25 protein-coding genes are annotated in these 21,693 nt (G+C 35.5%); 6 read left to right on the top strand and 19 right to left on the bottom strand.

Going from position 1 to position 21,693, the window contains the following annotated elements; translation table 11 throughout:
* Positions 1-4 precede the first annotated feature (4 nt).
* The 3 genes from MHI40_RS04190 to ytxJ all read right to left on the bottom strand — a co-directional run bounded on the left by MHI40_RS04190 (position 5) and on the right by ytxJ (position 3,051).
* The gene (locus MHI40_RS04190) at positions 5-1,756 is read right to left on the bottom strand and encodes a mechanosensitive ion channel (protein ID WP_340761650.1); all 1,752 of its coding nucleotides are present in this window, start codon (positions 1,754-1,756) and stop codon (positions 5-7) included.
* 129 nt (positions 1,757-1,885) lie between these two features.
* Positions 1,886-2,701: an STAS domain-containing protein gene (locus MHI40_RS04185; protein WP_340761649.1), complete on the bottom strand. Its 816-nt coding sequence runs from the start codon at positions 2,699-2,701 to the stop codon at positions 1,886-1,888.
* Between the two features lie 17 nt (positions 2,702-2,718).
* Positions 2,719-3,051 (bottom strand): bacillithiol system redox-active protein YtxJ, encoded by a 333-nt coding sequence (gene ytxJ, locus MHI40_RS04180; protein WP_340761648.1) that lies wholly within the window; start codon positions 3,049-3,051, stop codon positions 2,719-2,721.
* 163 nt (positions 3,052-3,214) lie between these two features.
* Between ytxJ and MHI40_RS04175 the strand changes: the two genes are divergently transcribed.
* Positions 3,215-3,718, top strand: a complete 504-nt coding sequence (locus MHI40_RS04175) for a YusW family protein (RefSeq protein ID WP_340761647.1) — start codon at positions 3,215-3,217, stop codon at positions 3,716-3,718.
* 170 nt (positions 3,719-3,888) lie between these two features.
* On the opposite strand, the gene MHI40_RS04170 is transcribed toward MHI40_RS04175, so the two are convergent.
* Both MHI40_RS04170 and MHI40_RS04165 read right to left on the bottom strand, forming a co-directional pair.
* Entirely contained in the window at positions 3,889-4,353 is a 465-nt protein-coding gene (locus tag MHI40_RS04170; protein ID WP_340761646.1) for a divergent PAP2 family protein, read from the bottom strand.
* A gap of 65 nt (positions 4,354-4,418) precedes the next feature.
* On the bottom strand, positions 4,419-5,078 hold the full coding sequence (locus tag MHI40_RS04165; protein WP_340761645.1) for a Dph6-related ATP pyrophosphatase: 660 nt from the start codon (positions 5,076-5,078) through the stop codon (positions 4,419-4,421).
* A gap of 115 nt (positions 5,079-5,193) precedes the next feature.
* Between MHI40_RS04165 and MHI40_RS04160 the strand changes: the two genes are divergently transcribed.
* Complete coding sequence (locus tag MHI40_RS04160; protein WP_093537205.1) at positions 5,194-5,529, top strand: DUF5658 family protein; 336 nt, start codon at positions 5,194-5,196, stop codon at positions 5,527-5,529.
* Positions 5,530-5,538: 9 nt separating this feature from the next.
* Here MHI40_RS04160 and MHI40_RS04155 read toward each other — a convergent pair whose 3' ends face one another.
* From MHI40_RS04155 to MHI40_RS04135, 5 genes are all read right to left on the bottom strand, one after another.
* Positions 5,539-6,543, bottom strand: coding sequence for a M23 family metallopeptidase (locus MHI40_RS04155; protein ID WP_340764383.1), 1,005 nt, complete (start codon positions 6,541-6,543; stop codon positions 5,539-5,541).
* A gap of 163 nt (positions 6,544-6,706) precedes the next feature.
* Positions 6,707-7,408, bottom strand: a complete 702-nt coding sequence (locus MHI40_RS04150) for a gamma-glutamyl-gamma-aminobutyrate hydrolase family protein (RefSeq protein ID WP_340764381.1) — start codon at positions 7,406-7,408, stop codon at positions 6,707-6,709.
* A gap of 87 nt (positions 7,409-7,495) precedes the next feature.
* Entirely contained in the window at positions 7,496-8,389 is an 894-nt protein-coding gene (locus MHI40_RS04145) for an NAD-dependent epimerase/dehydratase family protein (RefSeq protein WP_340761644.1), read from the bottom strand.
* Positions 8,390-8,537: 148 nt separating this feature from the next.
* Positions 8,538-8,675 (bottom strand): hypothetical protein, encoded by a 138-nt coding sequence (locus tag MHI40_RS04140; protein ID WP_175496261.1) that lies wholly within the window; start codon positions 8,673-8,675, stop codon positions 8,538-8,540.
* Positions 8,676-8,689: 14 nt separating this feature from the next.
* A complete protein-coding gene (locus tag MHI40_RS04135) occupies positions 8,690-9,907 on the bottom strand; it encodes a helix-turn-helix domain-containing protein (RefSeq protein WP_340761643.1) in 1,218 nt (405 codons plus the stop codon).
* Between the two features lie 126 nt (positions 9,908-10,033).
* Here MHI40_RS04135 and MHI40_RS04130 point away from each other — a divergent pair, with 126 nt between their 5' ends.
* On the top strand, positions 10,034-11,317 hold the full coding sequence (locus MHI40_RS04130; protein WP_340761642.1) for a S8 family serine peptidase: 1,284 nt from the start codon (positions 10,034-10,036) through the stop codon (positions 11,315-11,317).
* 114 nt (positions 11,318-11,431) lie between these two features.
* Here MHI40_RS04130 and MHI40_RS04125 read toward each other — a convergent pair whose 3' ends face one another.
* On the bottom strand, positions 11,432-11,911 hold the full coding sequence (locus MHI40_RS04125; protein WP_340761641.1) for a metal-dependent hydrolase: 480 nt from the start codon (positions 11,909-11,911) through the stop codon (positions 11,432-11,434).
* Positions 11,912-12,085: 174 nt separating this feature from the next.
* On the opposite strand from MHI40_RS04125, the gene MHI40_RS04120 reads away from it, so the two are divergent.
* Positions 12,086-12,487, top strand: coding sequence for a hypothetical protein (locus MHI40_RS04120; RefSeq protein WP_340761640.1), 402 nt, complete (start codon positions 12,086-12,088; stop codon positions 12,485-12,487).
* A 91-nt stretch (positions 12,488-12,578) separates the two neighbouring features.
* Here MHI40_RS04120 and MHI40_RS04115 read toward each other — a convergent pair whose 3' ends face one another.
* Positions 12,579-13,241 (bottom strand): ribonuclease H family protein, encoded by a 663-nt coding sequence (locus tag MHI40_RS04115; RefSeq protein ID WP_340761639.1) that lies wholly within the window; start codon positions 13,239-13,241, stop codon positions 12,579-12,581.
* Positions 13,242-13,605: 364 nt separating this feature from the next.
* Positions 13,606-14,487 carry a helix-turn-helix domain-containing protein gene (locus MHI40_RS04110; protein ID WP_340761638.1) on the bottom strand — a complete coding sequence of 294 codons (882 nt, stop codon included), beginning with the start codon at positions 14,485-14,487 and terminating at the stop codon, positions 13,606-13,608.
* A gap of 38 nt (positions 14,488-14,525) precedes the next feature.
* Here MHI40_RS04110 and MHI40_RS04105 point away from each other — a divergent pair, with 38 nt between their 5' ends.
* Together MHI40_RS04105 and MHI40_RS04100 are read left to right on the top strand one after the other, a co-directional pair.
* Entirely contained in the window at positions 14,526-14,657 is a 132-nt protein-coding gene (locus MHI40_RS04105; protein WP_340761637.1) for a hypothetical protein, read from the top strand.
* 80 nt (positions 14,658-14,737) lie between these two features.
* Positions 14,738-15,673 (top strand): putative bifunctional diguanylate cyclase/phosphodiesterase, encoded by a 936-nt coding sequence (locus tag MHI40_RS04100; protein WP_340761636.1) that lies wholly within the window; start codon positions 14,738-14,740, stop codon positions 15,671-15,673.
* A gap of 200 nt (positions 15,674-15,873) precedes the next feature.
* Here MHI40_RS04100 and MHI40_RS04095 read toward each other — a convergent pair whose 3' ends face one another.
* The 6 genes from MHI40_RS04095 to MHI40_RS04070 all read right to left on the bottom strand — a co-directional run bounded on the left by MHI40_RS04095 (position 15,874) and on the right by MHI40_RS04070 (position 21,576).
* Complete coding sequence (locus MHI40_RS04095; protein ID WP_340761635.1) at positions 15,874-16,806, bottom strand: formylglycine-generating enzyme family protein; 933 nt, start codon at positions 16,804-16,806, stop codon at positions 15,874-15,876.
* 20 nt (positions 16,807-16,826) lie between these two features.
* Positions 16,827-17,366, bottom strand: coding sequence for a chromate transporter (locus MHI40_RS04090; RefSeq protein WP_340761634.1), 540 nt, complete (start codon positions 17,364-17,366; stop codon positions 16,827-16,829).
* 10 nt (positions 17,367-17,376) lie between these two features.
* Positions 17,377-17,940: a chromate transporter gene (locus MHI40_RS04085; protein ID WP_340764380.1), complete on the bottom strand. Its 564-nt coding sequence runs from the start codon at positions 17,938-17,940 to the stop codon at positions 17,377-17,379.
* 138 nt (positions 17,941-18,078) lie between these two features.
* Positions 18,079-19,479 (bottom strand): sulfatase family protein, encoded by a 1,401-nt coding sequence (locus MHI40_RS04080; protein ID WP_340761633.1) that lies wholly within the window; start codon positions 19,477-19,479, stop codon positions 18,079-18,081.
* Positions 19,480-19,513: 34 nt separating this feature from the next.
* Positions 19,514-20,188 (bottom strand): response regulator transcription factor, encoded by a 675-nt coding sequence (locus MHI40_RS04075; protein ID WP_340761632.1) that lies wholly within the window; start codon positions 20,186-20,188, stop codon positions 19,514-19,516.
* Between the two features lie 17 nt (positions 20,189-20,205).
* A complete protein-coding gene (locus MHI40_RS04070; RefSeq protein WP_340761631.1) occupies positions 20,206-21,576 on the bottom strand; it encodes a HAMP domain-containing sensor histidine kinase in 1,371 nt (456 codons plus the stop codon).
* Positions 21,577-21,693 lie beyond the last annotated feature (117 nt).

The following is a 21,693-nucleotide window of genomic DNA, read 5'->3' as shown; positions in this document are numbered from 1 at the left end:
ATTTTTATTGTTCATCTTTTCTTTCATCAATTGGTGGTAAGTCTTCAAACGGGTGAAGATCATCCGTTGATGGGATATTATAACCCGTGCTTGGGGAATCTTCCTCATGAGCCGGGTTTACAACATTTACATCCGCTTCTTGAATAGGGTTCACTTCGTCCATATGGGGACTTGTGCCCTTTAAGCTTTGTTCCGCTTTTTTAGGATCTTGAAAGTTTTCTTTAAATGATTCTTTCATTGTTTCTTTTTCTTGTTGATATCTTTCAGTAGAAACTTCTGCATCATTTAAGCTTTTTTCCATTTTCGCTAAATATTTTGCAGCATGTTCGCGACCGCCTAGTCCAAATGCAAGTCCGAATGCTAATGCCACTCCTCCAAGAATAAGGATGAATGCTGCGTTAATAATAGATGCGGCAATGCCTAATTGGTCTAATGCCATGAAAAATGCAAATGCTAATATAGCATATTTTGCTACATAACGAAGGAAATGTGGTGTTCCTGATGAATGCGTCATTACGTTTCCAACTATTTTTTCTACTAAACTAGCTAACCAGAAGCCTACCGCTAAAATAATAATAGCTGCAATTACAGATGGCAAGTAAGCAAAGATACCTGTTGCCAGTGTTACCATAAAGTCTAGCTCTAATAATTGAAGTGCTTCCACTACAAATAGTAGGATAATAATGACTTGTACAATCGTCCCTATTAAAGTAGCAAAAGATGGTGCTGCTCCATTAGCAGATTGGAAGCCCATTTTTCCAAAAATAGAATTCACACCTAATTTTTCAAGGAGAGATACAACCACATCCTTGACCCATTTAGCTGCAACAATACCAACTAATACAAGTACAATTGCTACGAAAATTTTCGGCAGCATTGTCATGACATCATTTAACATTGCAATGGCTGGCCCTGAAATACCTTCTAAATCTAAAATCTCCAGTGCTGTAATGGAAACTGGAATCATTATTAAAACAAATGCAAGGATGCCTACAATTTTAGATAAACTTGTTCCCTCAACAAACGAGGACAATTTCCATTTATTAGCTAAGCGGTCCAATCCTGCTGAATGCAATAACTTTTCTAGTAAGTTACGAACTAGTTTCGCAATAAACCAACCAATAGCAAATACAAGTACCGCTGATATTAACTTCGGTATAAAGGTAAAGAAACTTGCGAGCATTCCTTCAAACGGTCCACTTAACCCATCAATTCCTAGTGCACTTAACACTGCTGGAATGAATAATAGGAAGATTAAATAATACGCAACTTTAGCTGCAGTATCTGTCCACTTCATTTGATTTTCAGGTTTTGCGTCAAACCCTGCTTTCTCCGAATACTTGTTCAAATTGAACTTTGATCCAAGCATTTGAATCCCTTTTTTCACAACAGTAGCTAAAACCCAAGCAAATAATAATATCAAAGCAGCTTTCAAAATGTTCAAGAAAGCCCCCGTCAAACCAGAATACATCGAAACAAATGGTGCTGCCATCGTATTTAAATTCAAAATATTAAAGAATAAAACAAGTGCTAAAATCAATACGATGAAGAAAACAACCTTACTAATAACTTTTTCTACGGTCCATTTAGACTTCGTGTTTCCTAATCGTTCATTTACCCTAAACTTACGTAATAATTTGTGAGTTGCATTTTCCAATACTTTTGCAACGATAAATCCAATAAGAAGCACAAGAATTGCAACAACTAACTCCGGTATATAAGATAAGGTATCATTCCAGTAATAACGATCTAGCATACTCTCTCCTCCTTCAATTCAACTTTTTATATCCTTGACATAGATTAGTTACCCACCACAAAGAAAAATTAAACAGAAATACAAAAAAAATCCAATCCCCGAAGATAGGATTGAATTTATTGGAGATTATTACTTCAAACTATTAATGGCCATTTTTACACTACCATATGTATTAAAAGAGGTAAAATCAATCCCTGCTTTCACGACAGTCATCGATAAGTTAGGACGAATACCGGAGAATAACACATGGATACCTAATAATCCGAGCACATTGTGAATAGTGAATATATGCTGTGCTATTTCCATATCTATTGCCATAGTTCCACTAAAGTCAATAATGAGATAGTCAATTTTCAAATCTGGAATGGTCGGAACAACATAATTTAATAAATGCTGCACCCGTGTATAATCAATCGCTCCTATTAATGGTAATACTGCCACACCGTCCTGAATAGGAACAATTGGTGCAGATAGTGCATTGATTTCACGTTGATGATCTTTTATTGACTTGTCCCGATACATTTCATACGCACTAATCGTTTCTGCCATACTGACATCCATTAAATAACAAAAGCGATTATTTACTTTAATAACATCTTCTGTAGACAGTCCATGCTCCATGGATATTTGAGAAATTTTTTGTAAAAATATTAATCGGCGATTTGCGTACGGTTTCATAATGTTAGAAAATCGACGGAACAATTTAGCTTCTTCTTCCCCCGTCTGTTTACTCCATTGTTTCAGTTCTTCCTCTGCCGACTCTCTTGAACCTTGTAAGGAATCTGCCAACAATACTAAAAACTGCGTATTTTTTTGAATGAATTGTTCCAACTCTTCCGGTGATAATTTCGGGTTATGATTGTCGTTTGCTGTATCCGTCATGTCTCGTATAATCTTCTCGGCATTATCCACTAAATAATTTTTTACTTTTAGTATTGATTCCATTTCATTGCTCCAATCTTTTATAATGATGCAGTTACTTTATCTAACTCCTTTTTCGTAATTTTCCAGTGAGAGGCATTCCATACAACATCACTATTTGCTATGACAAACGCCTGAGGAGATTCATGTTGAATGCCAAGGTCCTTTGAAATCTCATTAGATACTGCACGATTTTCTATAACTTTCACTAAATAACTTTCTATTGAATTATTAAAAGCTGTAAATTCCCCGTATGCATGTGCACTCACAGGACATGTTGTACTATGTTTGAACACTAGGATTGCTTTATCCTTTGACTCATCAAAGATATTCTTCCACTGATTAACTGTTGTAATTTCTTTATAATTTCCCATTCCATCACCTTCCTATACTTTAATATTACAGTTCTTTACCCCCATTGTTATAGTCATAATCATTTTCTACATTTATTTTAAATTATCTGGAAATGTTTAGGGCTAACAATTTGGGTTATATAATAAAAGAGTAGGTTTAAACACCTGGAAAGGAGCCAACTAGATGAAAACCACCAAATTTAAAGTACTTACATCTACATTTCTAACTTCGGCATTACTGCTAGGAGCTTGTGGAGACAACAATGATGAGGTAGAAGAAAACGAACTAAATGAATCAGAAGTTCAAAAACAAGAAGAAGTAACAACAGAAGAGGATACTGTTGTAGAAACTCCTGAAGAGGAGCCAAAAGAAGTAGCATTCGAAACGTTTAATCTAAAAATAGATACTGCCGATACAAAAGAGGCGGTAGTTGCTCAATATAGTAAAGAACCGAAAGACTCTCTTTACTCCAATGAACTCGATGCTGCTGATATCAAAGGAGAAGAAGCCAAGGAACTTCTTCATTCTGTTTTAGGCGAGCTACAACTAAACAAAGATATGGCAGATGAAGATGTCATTCAAAGAGTAACACTTGCCTTTGGTATTGAAGAATATAAAAACTTTAATTTAGAGATTGCTTATAATGGTGAAAAGGAAGTTAAAACCTATACAGATTCTAAAAAATAACCTTATTTAGCCAAGTTGGATCTTTTCAACTTGGTTTTACTTTGTCAATTTATTAGAGATTATTTAACAGATTTAGAGATTGAGTTTAAAGATGGACGAAAAAATAAACAATAAGAAAGGCCAAGTTAGAATTACTATCTAACTCGGCCTTTCCTATCTAAATGGATTAATTAATCTTCTAATTTAGCGCATAATACCCCAAATGCAGTTCCTAATATTGCACCTGCCATTACTTCTACTGGTTGATGTCCAAGAAGTTCTTTTAATTCGCCTTCTCGTTGAACATATTCAAAACTTGGAAAATTCCCTGAAAGTGCTGCAATATTATCTTCCAAATCGTTTACTAATTGTGCAATTTCCCCTGTATGTCTTCGAATTCCCTGCGCATCATACATAACAATTGCCCCGAAAACAACAGCAAGAGCAGTTTCTGTATGTCGAGTTCCCTTATTGGCAGCAACATAAGATGCTAATGCTGCGACACCTGCAGAGTGAGAACTTGGCATTCCCCCTGTAGTAAACGCCTGTTTCAAATCCCAATTGCCCGTCAATTTCTTATGTGTTAATACCTTCAAACCCTGTGCTAGCCCTATTGCCGATAAAGCAGTTATAATTCCTCTATTCATTTTGGTCATTTTTCTCCTCCACCATTTCAAAATAATATGTATTTTCTTCTTTACGATACCCTTTTCCGTTTGTATTAATCATTAATCATTACCGGAGAGAAAATATAGTCACCCTTTACTATAGTCTGTCCAATTTTTATAGGCACTCTACTAGAAAATATGGGGCCATCCACAACAACCGTGTGAAATTCTCCATTTTCTCCACAAGCATCAATTCCTAGAGCTTCCAATTGTACTATCAACTCTTTTGAAAACTTCCTGCCAACAAACTCAGCTGGCATCATTGTAGTGTTCACTACTACAATCCAGGCTTCAAATCCTGCATCTATCAAATCTACAATAATTTTATGGCGTGGTTCTTTCCATAGGGGATGAACCGCAACTATATCCGATTTTGCACACGTATTTTGAACCCATTCTAAATGACCATCTAGATCAATATCTCCAAAGACGCCATGAGTAATTCCTTCAGCGCGACATTCGTCCATTGCTTCGGTAAATAGTCCCTCATAGGAACTCCAGCTTGCTTCTTTTGTAGTTAATGGTATTCCTAACCGTTCTGCCTGAGCTGTTACCACTTCAAATGGTAGTGCATGAGATTTAGAAATTTCTCCTTCTTCTTCGAACATGGTCAGTAACCTCTTCGGTTTCATCCCCATTTTCATTGCCCGAAAATAGGCCATCGCAGAATCCTTCCCTCCCGACCAAGAACAAACAAATGGAACATCCTTCATTTTTAGCACAACCTTTCCTACCTCATCTCATTGTAAGCTATTTTGCAAATGAAGAATATAATCCGCTGCTTCAATCACATACTAATAGAAAAAAGTAAAAGGAGTACATTTTCTATTGCTTACAAATCCCCTCTCATTCATACAAAATAAATTAGTCAAATTAGGAATAATCCTATTAATACTTGCTACTCTCGATGCTTTCTTTACCGATTTTGGTATTCAAAGTCATCATATTACAGAAGCAAACCCTATTATGCGGAACCTATATGAAGGTAACTTAATAGGCTTTTATCTGATAAAAATTGCTCTTCCTATTTTACTAATAGGTATTGTTTCCAAATTAAAATCGAGACCATTTATAGTAGTTTTATTGAATGTTGCTATTTTTCTCTATGTAAGTGTGTTATTCCTTCATTTTTTCTGGTTAACGCTTGCTTTTATAGAAATGTAAATCCAGCAACTAATTTGCTGCTGGATTCTTTTTCGCACTCTTTTCCTGCTGCTCCCAACGTTTTAACAGTGGGAAAGGATCATAAGCCCATTCTGTACGTCCGTTAAATTTATACATTCCATAATGTAAATGTGGTGGGAATTTACCAGAGGTCCCCTCCCGACCATAACCCGAGCTTCCGACATAGCCGATAACGGTTCCTGGCTCCAAAATATCTCCTTCTTTTAATTCCTTTGCATAGCCTGATAAGTGAGCATAGTAATGATAAGTATTATTTACATCACGAATTCCAACACGCCAGCCACCATAATCATTCCAACCTTTTGTTTCTACAATTCCATATGTTGTGGACTTCACAGGTACACCATAGGAAGCGAACAAATCGGTTCCTTCGTGCATCCGTCGTCCGCCCCAGCCTCTTCTGTCACCCCAAGTACTGCGGTAACTGTAATTATGCTGAAGTGCCAGTGGAAATGCACGTCCATCTAGATCTACCGTATTATAATGCTTATAAATTTCAGCATTTGTCATAATTTGTTTAACTGCTTCATCTCGAGTGTAATAGTCCTTCAGTGTTTTTTCAAAATCTTCTTCTGTTACGACACGCTCACTTAAATAATTAGTTAATGTAAACATCACATCATCATCGTGTTTAAGATCAGCAAAGCCATCATTATTCCCATCAAGTCCACTACCATCAAAAAAAGTGATGGATGTACTATTCCGATCATCTTTTATAGGATTCAATAATCCAACCCAAAAGTCATCGGAAAATTGAAACGCCACAACTCCCTCTCGTTTTGGGAGATCACTGCGAACTTCTTGTAAATTGCGTTCGTATTGGTCAATTGCTGCCAAGTAATACCACGGGAGCATCTCACTTGAATACTTTATATAGTAGTCCATGCGCATTTCCAAAATTTCTTCACGCGTCGGCTCTTTCTCCGCGGCCGAAACATTAGTCGATATTAAAAAGGAAAGCACACAAACAAAAAACCCTTGCCTCAGCCCGATTTTCAAAGCAATACCTCCTCATTCATGATTCAAATAGCTTTCCCTAGAAAAAACATTTCATGAATTACATTTTTTAAGTAAAAAGGAGAATAATAAAAACGACTGTATAAACAGTCGTTTTTATTAAAGCTTAGGTCCAACAGCTAGACAAAACATTCTACATTCATTTCATACATGCAATCATAAAGGCTTGAAATATTGCACACGAACTAGCATCCCCTTTTGTTAACAAGCTCTCCGGATGCCACTGTATACCCATAACAAATGGGTGCTTCGTACTTTCAAAAGCTTCAATTACACCATCACTAGCGACACCACTGACGATAAAACCTGCTGGCATATTTCTAAGTGCCTGATGATGATAACTGTTCACCTTAAATTTTTCCATTCCAACTATTTTGCGCAACAAAGATTCCTCCGTCACTTCAACAAAATGAGAGCCATGCCAATTTGGAGCCTGCTGATCATGCTGTAGGAATGGTCCATCCTTTTGAGAATAAATATCCTGATACATATCCCCGCCCATCGCAATACTCATAATTTGGGCTCCACGACAAATTCCTAAAACAGGTTTATTTAACTCTAGCATTTTTTGAACAAGTGCCATTTCAAATAGATCTCGCTCTGGAACAATATTACCTAGACCCGGAAGTGGCTCTTCGCCAAATAATGTCGGGTCAATATCTCCACCACCAGTTAGTAAAAGACCATTAATCGTATTTGCGATTTCTGTAATTTCATCTCCTACTAAATTTGGTAACACAATTGGAACTCCTCCAAATTGTGTTATTGCACGCACATTACTCATTGGAACTGATAGCAAATCCTCTTTTATATTTGACGACACACCAATTACAGCTTTTATACCAAACACTCCTCCTGGTGGAATATATAATGATTGTATGCTTGTGATACGAGTATCTTTCACTTTTGCTAAATAGAGTCTAGGAACCTATTTAGTATTTATTTTTATTAATGCCTCCTCTATTAGGCTAGGAAGGTATTCTTTAAGCTCCCTAAACTCATATCCTTGCCGATCAGCTTTTTCATTGCTGATCAACCAAGTTTTAGAAATATTGTAGGGTGAATCACTCTCTTCTTTCGTATCTGCTACTACTATCGCTGATTTGCCAACCTTTTCTTCTATATAGGCAAGCAATTCTCCTATTTTCACATTTCCGTTAGATGTCGCATTAATCGGACCTTCAAAATCGGATTGCCCAACCCAAGCTAAGAAATCGCCAGCCTCTTCCTCTGATATAAAATCCATGGCAGCTTCTAAGTTGACCAAATGAATATCCGCTTGATCTCGAACTTTTTTAATATAATAATTGAGTCTATCCGTATAGTCGTTTATACCAATTACAATAGGAAATCTTACAGCGACAACCGGGAAAGGTGCACGACTGAAAAATGCTACTTCTGCCTGTCTTTTTCCTTCACCATACGAAAAATCTTCTTTTGGCCCAATATTTAAGTTGTATTCAGATGGATTGAAATCCTCTTCTATAAATCCTTGTTCTCCACCACCTAGTTCATAAACAGATTTAGAAGAAGTGAATACATACTTTTTCGTTTTACCGGCAAACACATCGATTGTATCAATTGCTTCTTGAGATGAATAACATATTTGATCGAATACGATATCCCAATCCGTATGTACAAAATTCTTCTGCATATCACCCACATCGAGACGATCAACTTTAATACGACTTACTTTATCTCCAAACGGATCTTCCACATTACCTCGCGAGGCAACGGTCACTTCAACTCCCTGTTGCAACAAAGATTCGACTAACTGCACACCAAAAAACCTTGTTCCACCTAATACTAAAGCTTTGGTCATATGTAATCCCCCTCTAATAATATTCTCTCTACTATCCCATTTCTACTACCAATTAGTCAATATGAGAATATTTAGATTTCAATTATCATAAAAAAATACCAGTCTCAGAGTTAATTGACTCAAAGACTGGTAAAAAGCGATACCTTATTTAAATAATAGGAGGATGAATAGGAAGATATAGACTATCTGACATTGTACTATTTGCGACAGATTCTACTTTGTCTACATTCAAGTTAATTGAAATAGAAACTACTATGATAGCTAAAACTACGAAAGCTTTCTTCATAAAGATTCACCTCCTTAAAGTTTAAAATAAACTGCTTTATCAAATTTACCTTCTTCCTTGTAAAAATCAGAAAGGAGGTTTGAAAAAAGTTTATATGCATCAGCACAACGCCCATCAGTAGAAATATACGGCAATAACTTCTTCTCTAAATAATCCATGGCTTTGGACTTTTTGTTATCTAAGAGTATTAAATAAAAGGTTGCGTACATTCCATAATGGTGAACCTTAAGTTTACTAGCTTCTTCTTTTAATAATTCAAAATTACCTTTGCTCGCATCCCAATTTTGTAGTTGGTATTCTGTTTGTCCAAGATTGAAAAGACATAACAGAAAATCTTCCGTATCTCTTAGCATTCTTGTTTGGCTCTTCTTAAAATAGGCATTTGCTATAGAATAATTCCCCATTATGTAATGTAAATCTCCAATATTATGATAAACCTGAGGAAGTAAAGAATCATAATTAAATATTTCAGCGTTTCTTAGTAAGTGTCCATATGTTTCTAGTGCTTTGTCATAGACCTTTACACGTGAATAATTCATCGAAAGCGATAACAACGTGTAAAGAATTCTTTTAAAGTTAATTTGTTCTTTAAAATATTCCAAAGCTTTTTCTCCGTAAATTATTGCTTGATTTGATTCCTCCAAGTGGCCTTTAACTACCGCAATATGGTAAAGAACCTCTCCTTTAAAAACACCTAGATTAATATTTTGTCGAATAATTTTCATTAGATTCTTATCAGCTTCCGTATATTTACCTCTTGTTACTAAAGATATCGAATGGAAATAGGAAAGTAAATACCTCTCATGTTGGGAAAAATTCTGTTTCTGAACATGTAACCATTTATATTGTTTCTCTGCTTCCTTTAGCTCATTCATAGATAGAAAGTACCTAAACTTATATAGTTCATACAAGTACATAAAGTCTGTAAAAATAATAAAGTCCTTAAAATTTTCTAATTGTTTATAAGCTAGAGGTAACTTTTCTAAGTCATAATATTGAAGGTAAGAAACAAATTCGTCGAGTAGGTATTGAATATTGCGTTCCCCTTTTTCCACTTCTTTTATATCAATTTTTAAGCGTTCTAGTAATAATTGAATTGTTTCAGCATTTCCTTCTCTAAAATTATTCTCAATTTTACTTAGATGCGTGATTGAACAAATCCCCTCGCAGAGTTTAGCTTGGGTCATTTTTTTCTTCGTGCGATGATATTTGATCAATGGTCCTATTTTCATATAATCACATTCTTTCTAGTTTTCTTATAATACTATAGTAGTTTAAATTTTCCCAATAAACAAAATTACTTTTGTATGCTAGTTTTAAATTGCACTACAAAAAAATCGAAAAGGAGTTTTGGAGAAATGAACAAAGCAAAATTATTATTACTAAGCGCAGCATTAATCGGTTCATTAACAATACCACTGCAAGGTACTTCATTCGTAAACGCAACTTCTTCCGAATTAATCGATTCTGCTAAAGGATCAGAGACATTTCGAGTTTATGTTGAAAGTAATAATAAATCTACAAAAAATAATATAAAAAATCAATACCAAGTTCGTTGGGAGTTAACTGAGAATGGTTTCTCCACTAATATGAACCAAAATCAATATGAAGCACTTCAAAAAAACAAAAATATAACCGTAACAAAAATTGACAAAGTAACACTTGATGCAGATGTACGTTCTTCTGAATTCGAAACAATGGCAGGTGAATATCCAACCGAGCAAACCCCTTGGGGAATAAAAGCTATTTATAATAATTCAAGTTTAACGGCTACTTCTGGTGGAGCAGGTATTAATATTGCGGTTTTAGATACTGGAGTAAATATTAATCATTATGACTTAACTAATACAGTGGAACAATGTAAAAACTTCACTACCGCTACTCCAATTGTCAATAATAGCTGCAATGATGCAAATGGACATGGTACGCATGTTGCTGGCACTGCCCTTGCAGATGGTGGGAGTGATGGAGCAGGAATTTACGGAGTAGCACCAAGTGCTGACTTATGGGCTTATAAAGTTCTAGGAGATGATGGATCGGGATATTCAGATGATATCGCCGCAGCAATTAGACATGCAGCCGACCAAGCCGTTTCTACGGGAACTAAAACAGTTATTAATATGTCCCTTGGCTCTTCTGCTAGTAATAGTTTAATAACAAGTGCTGTGAATTACGCTTATAACAAAGGAGTATTAATAATTGCAGCTGCAGGAAATTCAGGTCCTTCCCAAGGATCAATAGGTTATCCAGGAGCCTTAGTAGATGCTGTGGCTGTAGCAGCTCTAGAAAATCGTCAACAAAACGGTACATACCGGGTTGCTGATTTCTCCTCACGCGGATTTAGCTCCACTGACGGAGACTATGTAATTCAACAAGGAGATATAGAAATTTCAGCTCCTGGAGCATCTATATATTCCACTTGGAATAATGGTGGATATAATACAATAAGCGGAACATCAATGGCCACTCCCCATGTAGCTGGACTGGCAGCAAAGGTATGGTCCCAAAACCCCTCTTGGTCCCATACACAACTCCGCACAAATTTACAAACCCGTGCAAGAGCAGTAGATATTAAAGGAGGTAGCGGCGCAGCAACTGGCGACGACTATGCTTCTGGTTTCGGTTTTGCAAGAGTGCAATAACTAACAAAAGAGGCCTACTCCACTGTTTCGCCCCCGGGACAAGTGGAATAAGCCTCTTTTATTTATATAGTTATGATAAAATATTCTACAGGATTACATCCAATGTTGAATGATTTATAAATATTTACCAAATACCCCGTAGCCAAAATAGACAGTTAGTACTGATAAAGCTGCAAATACGACATACTCAACTGTACCACCAGTTCTCGTAGTTACAGGAAATCGAACCGTTATCTTAAGTGGGTACAATAATTTAATACCATTTTTTGTTGCCATATCAAGTATGTAATGACTTGCCATCCCAACAAGAAAACCAAGTATGATGGAATCATTGTTAATAAAACCATTCAAAAGAAATGCCATTAATACTAAAAATAGTAAACTGTGTGTGAATGAACGATGCCCGAAAAGCGTGTTAATCACCTTTGATAATACTTTAAATTTGCGACCGATTTTACTACCTCCGTGGCATATGTCCGGGATGATTGCCCCAACAACGCCTGCTCCAACTAATAATACCGGATCATAATTTGAAACTTGGGCAAAAGCAAGACTTGCTGCAAGACCGCCGATGATGTGTGTGTTTCCTGTCATGCTTTTATTCTCCTTTTTATGTATGTAGACAATTATTTTACACTATTATGAGGATAAACGTTATCGGGCATTTGTACTGCCATTGAATATTAAAACAAACAAAAATGAAATAAATAGTAAAAGGATTGAGCATGAAAACATTTGGGTATATATAAAGAAAGGGAGTGATGATTTATGGCAAACGGAAATAAAAGATCTCTTATAATAGGGGCAGCTACTGCGCTCGCAGCAGTATATTTCACAAACAAAAACAATAAAGCTCAATTAAAAACAGCAGTGAAAAATTCGAAAACGAAGATCGATTCGATGATGTCTTCTAAGAACACAAAACCTAGTCAGGCGACTAAGACAGGTCACTCTGATCCAAACGATCCAGATGATAATCGTATGGTGGAAGAGGGAGCAATGACAAGCGTCCAATATTATAATGAAAACGTACAGGATGCTAACTCAAAAGCTGAGGCAAAACAAGCATTTCCTAAATCACAACATAAAAAATTAGCTAAAAAAGAAGAGTCATTACCAGAAGATAATAATGATTCACCAGCAAAACAGGAAAATGCAGCACACTTATAAAATTAGAAATATAAATAAACACCAGTGTCTCTCTTAGGCACTGGTGTTTATTTATATTGTATATAGTTAATGATCAACATCATTTTAATATTCAATCCTTTACTAATTCAATAACAGCCTTAATCTCAGTACCATTTAAACCTTGAGTAGCAAGACGGTCTGCTTCTCCATTCATTTTCCTTGGCACCAACTCATATTCTGCTTGGATGCCAAGCTTCGATAGTTTTCCTTCAATTCGATCTGCCCACCCAGTTAAATCCTGCTCAATTACTGGCCATTCACCATTTAAATGATTAATAACAACCTGTGAATCACCTATAAATCGAACAGGCAAATGATGAACTCCTAGCAAATCCAATTCCTGTAACCCTAAATGCATAGCAGCGTATTCCGCCTCATTATTCGATTCTAAACCCGTCGTAGCAGCATTCCTTCTAAGTCTATAAGACTTGCCATTTTGTTCATAATAAATAACACAACCTAGCCCCGAACTTTTCGTATCTCGATCATATCCCCCATCAAAATAAACCGTGACATTATGTGGCTCCGTCTCAATACCTTTCAAATACCCCTTCAATTCCTTTACTGTCCACGAACTATCAAACCGATCCACAAAAGTAACTTGCTTTAGTCGACCGGTACGCTCCATATCTTCGGCAAATAACAACGCTTGCGCTGCGGGCACTTCCTCTGAAAAGAAATCCATCTCCGCTCCTCGCTTCGTTTTGTAAATCCACTCTATTCTCACTTTCATATCGCATTCCTCCTAATAGCATTAGTATCACCATTTTATACCCATTTATGATGCTTCTTCTACAAAGTGAATGCTTAAGAAAATAACCGATATTCTTGTTAAGGAAAGATTTTAAATAAAAGAGCTGTTGGAACTAATTATAGATTACTTAAGAAAATATCCATTTATGCATATTCTACAGATTTTTTTCAATTTATCTAGTATATTTGAAATGCAAAAAGTATTTAAAACACGTTTTATTAAGTATTTTGTACTCTTTTGTAAATGCTCTTTTAGTAACGAATGAGTAAATTACTTAATTACAGAAATGGAGGAAAACATCTAACAATAGAAGCTTACTGAAAATCGACACAAGACTCCCAGTCTAATGTAAGAATTGCTTTTTATTTTGATTTATTGCTTGAATGTAAAAAGGTAATTCCTGAAACTCAAAGAAAAACAATGCTTGTTTATAAGCCTCTTTAATCTCTTCTAATGGAGCGGCCTTCTTTTCTAAACATTGGCCTTTGTAGTATAAGAATTGACCATTTAAGAACATAAATGAGCTTTCCTTAGATTTTTGAATACCTTGATTAGCAGTTTCTAAGGAAGTATCATATTCTTGTATATCGTACAGAACTTTGGTCTTATTAAATAAAACTGTAATAAGAGTTTCATATACTTTATAGTCTGTATAATTTTCATGAATATGTTCTTTTAAAATTTTGTTATAGTAATACAGGCTTTTATGACGTTCTCCAATATCTGAATAAATATTTGCAATTGAATTATTAATTTTTATATATAAAAATCGAAACTGAATAGTTGTTTTGTTAGAAAAATTTAGCAAGGCTTTAAGGTTTGCTATGCAATTTTCAGGAGAAATAATTTTTAAAGCATACTCTGCTGTATTCAAAATATAATCTAAGTATAAATTCAACCAAATATTATCTTTCTCTATTTTATTTTGTCTAATAATAGAACTAACCTTTTTATAATTATGTGCTTTTAGATGAATTTCAATTTCGTTGATTATTCTTTCACTTTCTAACACATTTTTATGAAATAACATTTCTATAAAGTATTCCACTGGGACATGTAGCTTTAATGCTATTTTCAATAAAGTATCTATTGCTGGATACACTTCACCTGCTTCAATTCGACTAATAGTTGATTGTGTACAAATATCTTTTGCGAGCTCCTTTTGGGACATTCCCATATCAGCTCTAAGTTTACTAATCTCTAAACCTAAGTATTTCATCTCCATAAAATCACCCCATATTATAAAAAAGGACGGTAAAAAACATGAAAAAATTATCTATTATCTTATTAATCGTATTGGCTGTAGCACTTTATCCTAATTTGAATGTAAACAATGAAGAAGCTCTTTCTGTTAAGAATCCAATAACAACTTTAGACTTGCCACATATTCATTAATTCCCACAAAGTCCAATAAAATTCATAATTTTATTGGACTTCTCTAAACAAAACCAAATCATATATAAGGAGAAAAACCAATGCAGCCTAAAGTGAATCTTGAACCGAATCCCTCGTCTATTAAGCATAGCGCAGTTAATAAAAATAATCATCAAAAAAATAGTGAAACTGATTTAAATAGCTTAAATGGAGTGGTTAGCGACCAAGCAATTGTTTCTTCCTCCTCCGTGCTGGAATTGGACCTTATATATGCAATACATAGAAACGAGTTTGAATTGTATTACCAACCTAAAGTGAATACGAAAGAAAATGTTATTATTGGTGCCGAGGCACTTATTAGATGGAATCATCCTAAATTAGGGTTAATATCGCCCAATGATTTTATTCCGTTGGCTGAAAAAATAGGTTTTATTAATGATATTGGCAAATGGGTTAAGAAAACTGCATGTGCTCAAAATAAAGCTTGGCAAGATGCGAAACTTCCTGCTATTCCAGTGTCTATCAACTTATCTGCCTCACGCTTCATGGAGACAGATTTAGTTAACAGTACTAGGGAAACACTGGAGCAAACTAAGCTTGAAGCTCGTTATTTAGAGATAGAGATTACCGAAACTTCTATTATGAGAAACGAGGAAATTGTATTCTCCCAATTAGATGCGTTAAAAAAGTTAGGGATTAAAATTGCATTAGATGACTTTGGAACTGGCTACTCTTCGTTATCCCATTTGCATCATTTTAATGGAAAAATTGACATATTAAAAATTGATCGTTCTTTTATTAAAGATTTGAGTAACACTAAGCAAGAAGATGCAAATTTCATCGTACATATGATTCTGCAATTATCAAATCACTTAAACATGGATGTAATCGCAGAAGGCGTTGAAACTATGGAGCAATTGAAGGTTCTACAAAACTATAATTGCAACACCGTTCAGGGATATTTGTTTTCCAAACCAGTACCCGCAAATCAGTTTGCCGAGTTATTGAAGAAACAGAGGATAGAACCTATTCGATGAAAACTCTATAAAAGGTTCCCTCCTATGAAGGAAACCTTAGATTTAGTATAGGTATCTAATTTACTTTTCTATTGCTTTACCAAAATCCCTCTGTTTTCTACTTATAGTAAATCTATCCCTCGTACATTGAGCTTGAATTAACGGTACCTCTAATTATATCTTGCCTCTATTAATCTACTAACTATACTTACCATCAGTTATTAAACGTCACTTACACATCTAAAGCCAATATTCCCTGTAGAACTATCTGATGTATTAGAACTACGTGCAGCCACTCGATAACGATTACAATAAGACTCATGACATAGATAAGAGCCACCTCGCATCACTTTTGAAGCATAGCTTTGAGATTCCATCGAATCTGTTTGTCTAGCGTCCGAGCACCACTCCCATACATTCCCTGCTACATTATAGAGACCAAATCCATTGGTTGGGAAAGACTGTGCTGGCGCAGTTCCTAGATAACCATCCTCATTCGTATTTTCATATGGAAAGTTACCTTGCCAAATATTACAGTGATGCTTACCATTTGGAGTTAATTCATCTCCCCAGGCATATTTCTTTTGTTCCAGTCCCCCACGCGCTGCAAATTCCCATTCTGCTTCTGTTGGCAAGCGTTTTCCAGCCCAGTCACAGAAAGCTATTGCATCATTCCAGGATACTTGAACAACAGGATGATCCTTTCGATTGTCGATTGTAGATCCATGACCTTCTGGTTGGTACCAGTAGGCTTCTTCAACAACTAGCCACCAAGGAGTTCCAGGAACCTGCTGTATTACTTTTGCTTTGTTTTTTTCTACAAAATGATAAAAAACAAATGACCAGCCAAATTGCTCTGCCTCCGTTTTATATCTTGTTTCCTGAACAAATTGCATAAACTCTTCATTCGTTACTGTATGGCGATCTATGTAAAATGGAGAAACGCTCATTCTTCTTGCAGGTCCTTCTCCATCTTTTGGAGATCCTTCATGGTCATTTGTCCCCATTATAAATTCACCGCCTGACAAATAGACCATTTTCTCTTTGAATTTTATTTCCTTAACTAGCTTTTCATTATTTTGTACTATATTGTCTCTGGTTTGGATCGATTGTCTATTTCTATTCACTGAGCAACAAGAATTTTCTTTGTTCATTTTTTCAGCTCCTATACATCTTAACTATATAATATAATTCCACAAACTCCAGACAACAAAATGATTAGAATTGGATGCATCTTTGTTTTAGTAACTGCAAATAAAGATAGTCCAAAGATTGCTACTAAACTAAACGTATACCAGGAAAGTTCCCCGATTACATCATTTGAAATCGCAAATTCAATTGCAGAATAAGCGATTAGTCCTGTTATAATAGGTCGTAGTCCATAAAATGCAAACTTCACATATTTATTTTCATGAAATTGGAAAAAGAACTTAGCAATTATTAAAATAATAAGTATAGATGGTAAAACCATTCCTACTGTTGAAATAATAGCACCAGGTAAACCAGCGGTATGAAAACCTACAAAGATGGCACAGTTAGTAGCTATAGGACCAGGAGACATACCAGCTATTGCTATTACATCTGTAAACTGCTGGGTTGTCATCCAACCGTGAACAGTAACCTCTGATTCAATAACTGGAATCATCGCATATCCCCCACCAAAAGAGGCGAAGCCAATCATTAAAAAGGTCGTAAACAATTCCAACAACAGCATGAAGTACCCCCTAATCTATTTGCTCCGACTCCTTTTCAAGTCTCGTCACTATTCCAAAGTATTTTTTTATATATACAGCAATCAGACCTGTCAAAATCCCACCAACAATCATAAATACAGGATGCACTTCAAGAACATATAAAACAATTACTGACGTTATAGCTACTAACCAAGTTGTTTTATCGTATATGGATGTTAATCCAACTTTATAAGCTGCATACGCAATTATAGCCACTACGGCAGCACGTATTCCAACAAAAGCGGCTTCTATATAGTGATTATCTTGAACATACAGATACAAAACACTCAATAATATAACGATCCAAAACGTTGGTAATAATACTCCAAACATCGCTGCTACTGCCCCTTTAAAGCCAGCAAGCCGGTATCCAACAAAAATTGCAGAATTGATCGCAATGGCACCAGGAACAGATTGAGCAATAGCAAAAATCTCTGTCACCTCTTTAACAGTAATCCACCTTTTTTTCCATACGACTTCCCGTTCAATTAGCGGGATCATCGCATATCCACCACCAAATGTTACAGGCCCAATTTTTAAGAATGAAAAGAAAATATCTCTAATAAGCTTCCAGTCCGTTTTCTTAATAGAATCACTACCCCTCTCTTACGGAGAGTTAATAATGCCCTCCAACAATGTAAGGCCACCTTGTAGCTAAATTCATTGATGAAAGGCATTTATTAGTTATTCACTTTATTCGTCATCACCAACACGTTGTTTAAAGTTATACAATTCTTCCTTTAATCTCTCAACTATTTCTGCATAAGTAGGATCGTGATATACATTATTCATTTCATACGGGTCATTTTCTAAATCGAATAATTCCCATTCAGGTATTCTTGGATCGTCAATCGCATCCGCACATCCCAGAGCCTCTCCGTAATAATAAATAAGTTTATATTGATGGGTTCTAAGTCCATAATGTGCCCCCACTTGATGCTCTACACTCAAATGTTCCCAATAACGATAATACATCGAAGTCTGCCAATCCTCTGGAGTGCGCTCTTCCATAACTGGACGAAGACTTTTCCCCTGCATAAACTCAGGAATATCTATTCCCGCATAATCTAAAAATGTTTCAGCAAAATCGACATTTGTAGCAAAGTCTCGCGTAGTAGTACCAGCTTTAATAGCGCGTGGATAGCGGATAATAAATGGCATTCTAAGTGACTCTTCGTACATAAATCGCTTATCGTACCAGCCATGATCACCAAGGAAAAAGCCCTGGTCAGAAGTGTAAACCACCATCGTATCTTCAGCAATACCTTCGGAATCTAAATAATCTAGTAATCTACCTACATTATCATCAATGGAAGCGATACATCTTAAGTAATCCTTTATGTAACGCTGATAGTACCAACTTTTCAATTGCTTGGGAGTTAGACCTTCAGGGGGTTCTGCCTTAACGTCACGAGTTACTAAATCCCGATCAATTCTCATCTTGGCTTCCTTGGCAGCAGAGGCCTTGCCAGAATAATCATCATGGAAAGTTAACGGTTCCGGAATATCCACATCCTCATATAAGTGAGCATGTTTTTCATCTGGATCCCAAGGACGATGAGGTGCTTTGTGATGACACATTAGCATGAACGGTCTATCTTTATCACGTTTTTCCATCCAATTAATGGACAAATCTGTCACTAAATCAGTAGCATAACCTTGAACTGTCTTTTCCTCTCCCATTTCAATCATCACTGGATCATGATACACGCCTTGACCGGGGAAAATGTTCCAGTAATCAAAGTCGGCAGGATCATGATTTTCACCATGTCCTAGATGCCATTTACCAACAAGGGCTGTTTGATAGTCATTGTCTCTTAAAATTTTTTGAACAGTTGGTTGCCGGCTATCAAATTGGTCACCGAGTGTCTTCACTCCATTTTTATGATTATAGAGTCCAGTTAGTATAGTAGCCCGACTTGGTGCGCAAATAGAATTGGTACAAAAACAATTATCGAAGCGCATACCTTCATCTGCAATTCTATCTAAATTTGGTGTTTCATTTATTCTACTGCCATAACAGCTCATTGCATGCGCAGCATGATCATCACTCATAATAAAAATGACATTAGGTTGCTTGTTTTGTTCCGGCATAATTCCACTCCTTTTTAATTATGGTTATTGAACATTAAAATAAGTGAGAAAGGTTTAGATCATTTATTTTCTTTACAACTTCCTTCGTTCTTGATACACCAAATTTCTTTAGTAGAGTGCTGATTTGCGATTTAATGGTAACGACCTCAACCCTTCTTTCCATCGCTATTTCTCTTATTTTCATACCTTTTATTAAGTACCGTATTAATTCTCTTTCTGTCATTGTGAGATTGGAGATATTTTGTATAAAAAACAAAAGGCCTCTCTCTGATTGCTGTAACCTTTTATACTCCTGCATGACAACTTGTTGAATTTTACCTTCTAATAGTGAATGACCACTATAAGCACTTCTAATATGATTCAGAAGTTCCTCGTCTGGAATGCCCTTCACCATATAGTCAATAGCACCTGTTCCCATCGCCGTTAAGATAAATTCATCTGTTTCGTGGGCAGTTAAGTAAATAATTTTCTCGCTTTTATCCCAATCCCGTATATATTCAGTAGCTATTATGCCTGCTGTAGTATTCTCCATTTCAATATCCATTAAGATAATATCGTGCTCAATACTCTTTGCTAAATCAATCATTTCTTTTCCGGTTGATGCTGTAGCTACCACCTGCATATCTTCTTGGGCATTGATTAGTTCGGATAAATCCTCTAATAATAAAGAAAAGTCCTCCGCTATCATTATTTTAATAATTTCACTCATTTAGCTTCACTACTTTGTCATTTATATTTGGGAAGTAATAGATAGAATGTACTCCCATTGCCTTCCTTACTTTCGTATCGAAGACTTCCGAAGTGTTCTTTAACGATGGAACGAACATAGTGTAAACCCATACCCCAATTGTAATTAGAGTTCTTTTTCGTAAAGTACGGTTCACAAATCTTTTTGGCATCTTCCTTACTAAAACCTATCCCGTTATCCTTCACTTCAATTACTGTATACTGTCTAACATTATAGCAACTTAATACTACGCTTCCTTCCACACTTGTCAGGCTATTTACCGCTTCTTGTGCATTAGTTAATAAGTTATAAACAGCCTCACTCAAATGATTTTTATCAGCTAGAACATTTCCTTTGATCATTAAATTCAATTCCACTACTTTATCGGGAAACTTTTGGTTAAAACGTTCCAGAGCGCTCTCCACCACGTCACTCAAACTAACCGGAACCAAATAAACTGAATTTGCTTTTACAGAACGATATAACTCTTCTATACGCATCAATATATTTTCATTTTGCTTAGACAATCTATCCGTGTATTCCTTCACCTTTTCAAGATCATCTAAGTTATTATTAATTCGCTTGAAAATTACTCGGTTTGCTAATAGTTGGTTTTTTATACTATGTACAAATACCGAGGTACCTGTGCTGATTGCATCAAATTTTCGTTGAATTATAACTTCTTCTTTACTCGACTGTACAATATCATTTGTATATTTCATTAGACTCGTGAAACCAATAATGGCAAAGATTACATTAATAAACACAATAAAAATATAGATAGGTACTGACAATACTGTGTTCATATAATAGATACCGGTTTTGAACGAATAGAATTGATAAACCTGAGCTGGATCCTGACCGAAATAAAGAAAATAAAATAAAATTAATGATAGGATGAAGGATGTAATTAAAATAAACTTTCTTTGAAAAAAAATCATTTCAATTGAATATGCTTCAAATAGCAACAACGCTATAGAGATGATTATATACAGCAGAATCCATATGATGGTACCAACAGCAATAATTTGTTGCAGGCTTTCATTGTTATTTGTTAAGTAACTAAAAATAGTTGGATGATAGATGATCAGGGTGAATAGTGGCATAACAAAAGTAAGCCTCTTCACCCAATAATTCCTTTGTAACCATGGAATCATTGAGAAATGGAAAGCTAAAAACAGCAAAAACATTGGAAATAAGTGTCTGCCAATCGCAATAATATAGCCCATATCATAGACATCTATAAGAAAGTATTGAATATGCATTTTAATTTCTAGATTTAAGAAAAGGAATTCTTGAAGTTCCCTGCTTATTCCGCCTTTTTTAGCGATATATAGTAAAATACCAGAGAACATAATTGCCAGACTCATACACATTCCAAAAATATAGAAGGTCTCTCGATTTCGTTTGAGTATTAATACCAAAATGGATGATAAAAATAGAAAAAGCATTAGAATAATGAGCATTTAGAATTCACCTACAAATAC

The organism is Psychrobacillus sp. FSL H8-0510, assembly GCF_038008345.1.
In the GTDB taxonomy this organism is placed as follows: Bacteria; Bacillota; Bacilli; order Bacillales_A; family Planococcaceae; genus Psychrobacillus; species Psychrobacillus psychrotolerans.
Note: the sequence above shows the minus strand (reverse complement) of the source record. Positions and strands in the feature narration are given on the sequence as shown.

Excerpts from the sequence above, each read along its gene's own strand:
- MHI40_RS04190 (WP_340761650.1), bottom strand. The coding sequence starts at position 1,756 with ATGCTAGATCGTTATTACTGGAATGATACCTTATCTTATATACCGGAG.
- MHI40_RS04185 (WP_340761649.1), bottom strand. The coding sequence starts at position 2,701 with ATGGAATCAATACTAAAAGTAAAAAATTATTTAGTGGATAATGCCGAG.
- ytxJ (WP_340761648.1), bottom strand. The coding sequence starts at position 3,051 with ATGGGAAATTATAAAGAAATTACAACAGTTAATCAGTGGAAGAATATC.
- MHI40_RS04175 (WP_340761647.1), top strand. The coding sequence starts at position 3,215 with ATGAAAACCACCAAATTTAAAGTACTTACATCTACATTTCTAACTTCG.
- MHI40_RS04170 (WP_340761646.1), bottom strand. The coding sequence starts at position 4,353 with ATGACCAAAATGAATAGAGGAATTATAACTGCTTTATCGGCAATAGGG.
- MHI40_RS04165 (WP_340761645.1), bottom strand. The coding sequence starts at position 5,078 with ATGAAGGATGTTCCATTTGTTTGTTCTTGGTCGGGAGGGAAGGATTCT.
- MHI40_RS04145 (WP_340761644.1), bottom strand. The coding sequence starts at position 8,389 with ATGACCAAAGCTTTAGTATTAGGTGGAACAAGGTTTTTTGGTGTGCAG.
- MHI40_RS04140 (WP_175496261.1), bottom strand. The coding sequence starts at position 8,675 with ATGAAGAAAGCTTTCGTAGTTTTAGCTATCATAGTAGTTTCTATTTCA.
- MHI40_RS04135 (WP_340761643.1), bottom strand. The coding sequence starts at position 9,907 with ATGAAAATAGGACCATTGATCAAATATCATCGCACGAAGAAAAAAATG.
- MHI40_RS04130 (WP_340761642.1), top strand. The coding sequence starts at position 10,034 with ATGAACAAAGCAAAATTATTATTACTAAGCGCAGCATTAATCGGTTCA.
- MHI40_RS04125 (WP_340761641.1), bottom strand. The coding sequence starts at position 11,911 with ATGACAGGAAACACACACATCATCGGCGGTCTTGCAGCAAGTCTTGCT.
- MHI40_RS04120 (WP_340761640.1), top strand. The coding sequence starts at position 12,086 with ATGGCAAACGGAAATAAAAGATCTCTTATAATAGGGGCAGCTACTGCG.
- MHI40_RS04115 (WP_340761639.1), bottom strand. The coding sequence starts at position 13,241 with ATGAAAGTGAGAATAGAGTGGATTTACAAAACGAAGCGAGGAGCGGAG.
- MHI40_RS04110 (WP_340761638.1), bottom strand. The coding sequence starts at position 14,487 with ATGGAGATGAAATACTTAGGTTTAGAGATTAGTAAACTTAGAGCTGAT.
- MHI40_RS04105 (WP_340761637.1), top strand. The coding sequence starts at position 14,526 with ATGAAAAAATTATCTATTATCTTATTAATCGTATTGGCTGTAGCACTT.
- MHI40_RS04100 (WP_340761636.1), top strand. The coding sequence starts at position 14,738 with ATGCAGCCTAAAGTGAATCTTGAACCGAATCCCTCGTCTATTAAGCAT.
- MHI40_RS04095 (WP_340761635.1), bottom strand. The coding sequence starts at position 16,806 with ATGAACAAAGAAAATTCTTGTTGCTCAGTGAATAGAAATAGACAATCG.
- MHI40_RS04090 (WP_340761634.1), bottom strand. The coding sequence starts at position 17,366 with ATGCTGTTGTTGGAATTGTTTACGACCTTTTTAATGATTGGCTTCGCC.
- MHI40_RS04080 (WP_340761633.1), bottom strand. The coding sequence starts at position 19,479 with ATGCCGGAACAAAACAAGCAACCTAATGTCATTTTTATTATGAGTGAT.
- MHI40_RS04075 (WP_340761632.1), bottom strand. The coding sequence starts at position 20,188 with ATGAGTGAAATTATTAAAATAATGATAGCGGAGGACTTTTCTTTATTA.
- MHI40_RS04070 (WP_340761631.1), bottom strand. The coding sequence starts at position 21,576 with ATGAGTCTGGCAATTATGTTCTCTGGTATTTTACTATATATCGCTAAA.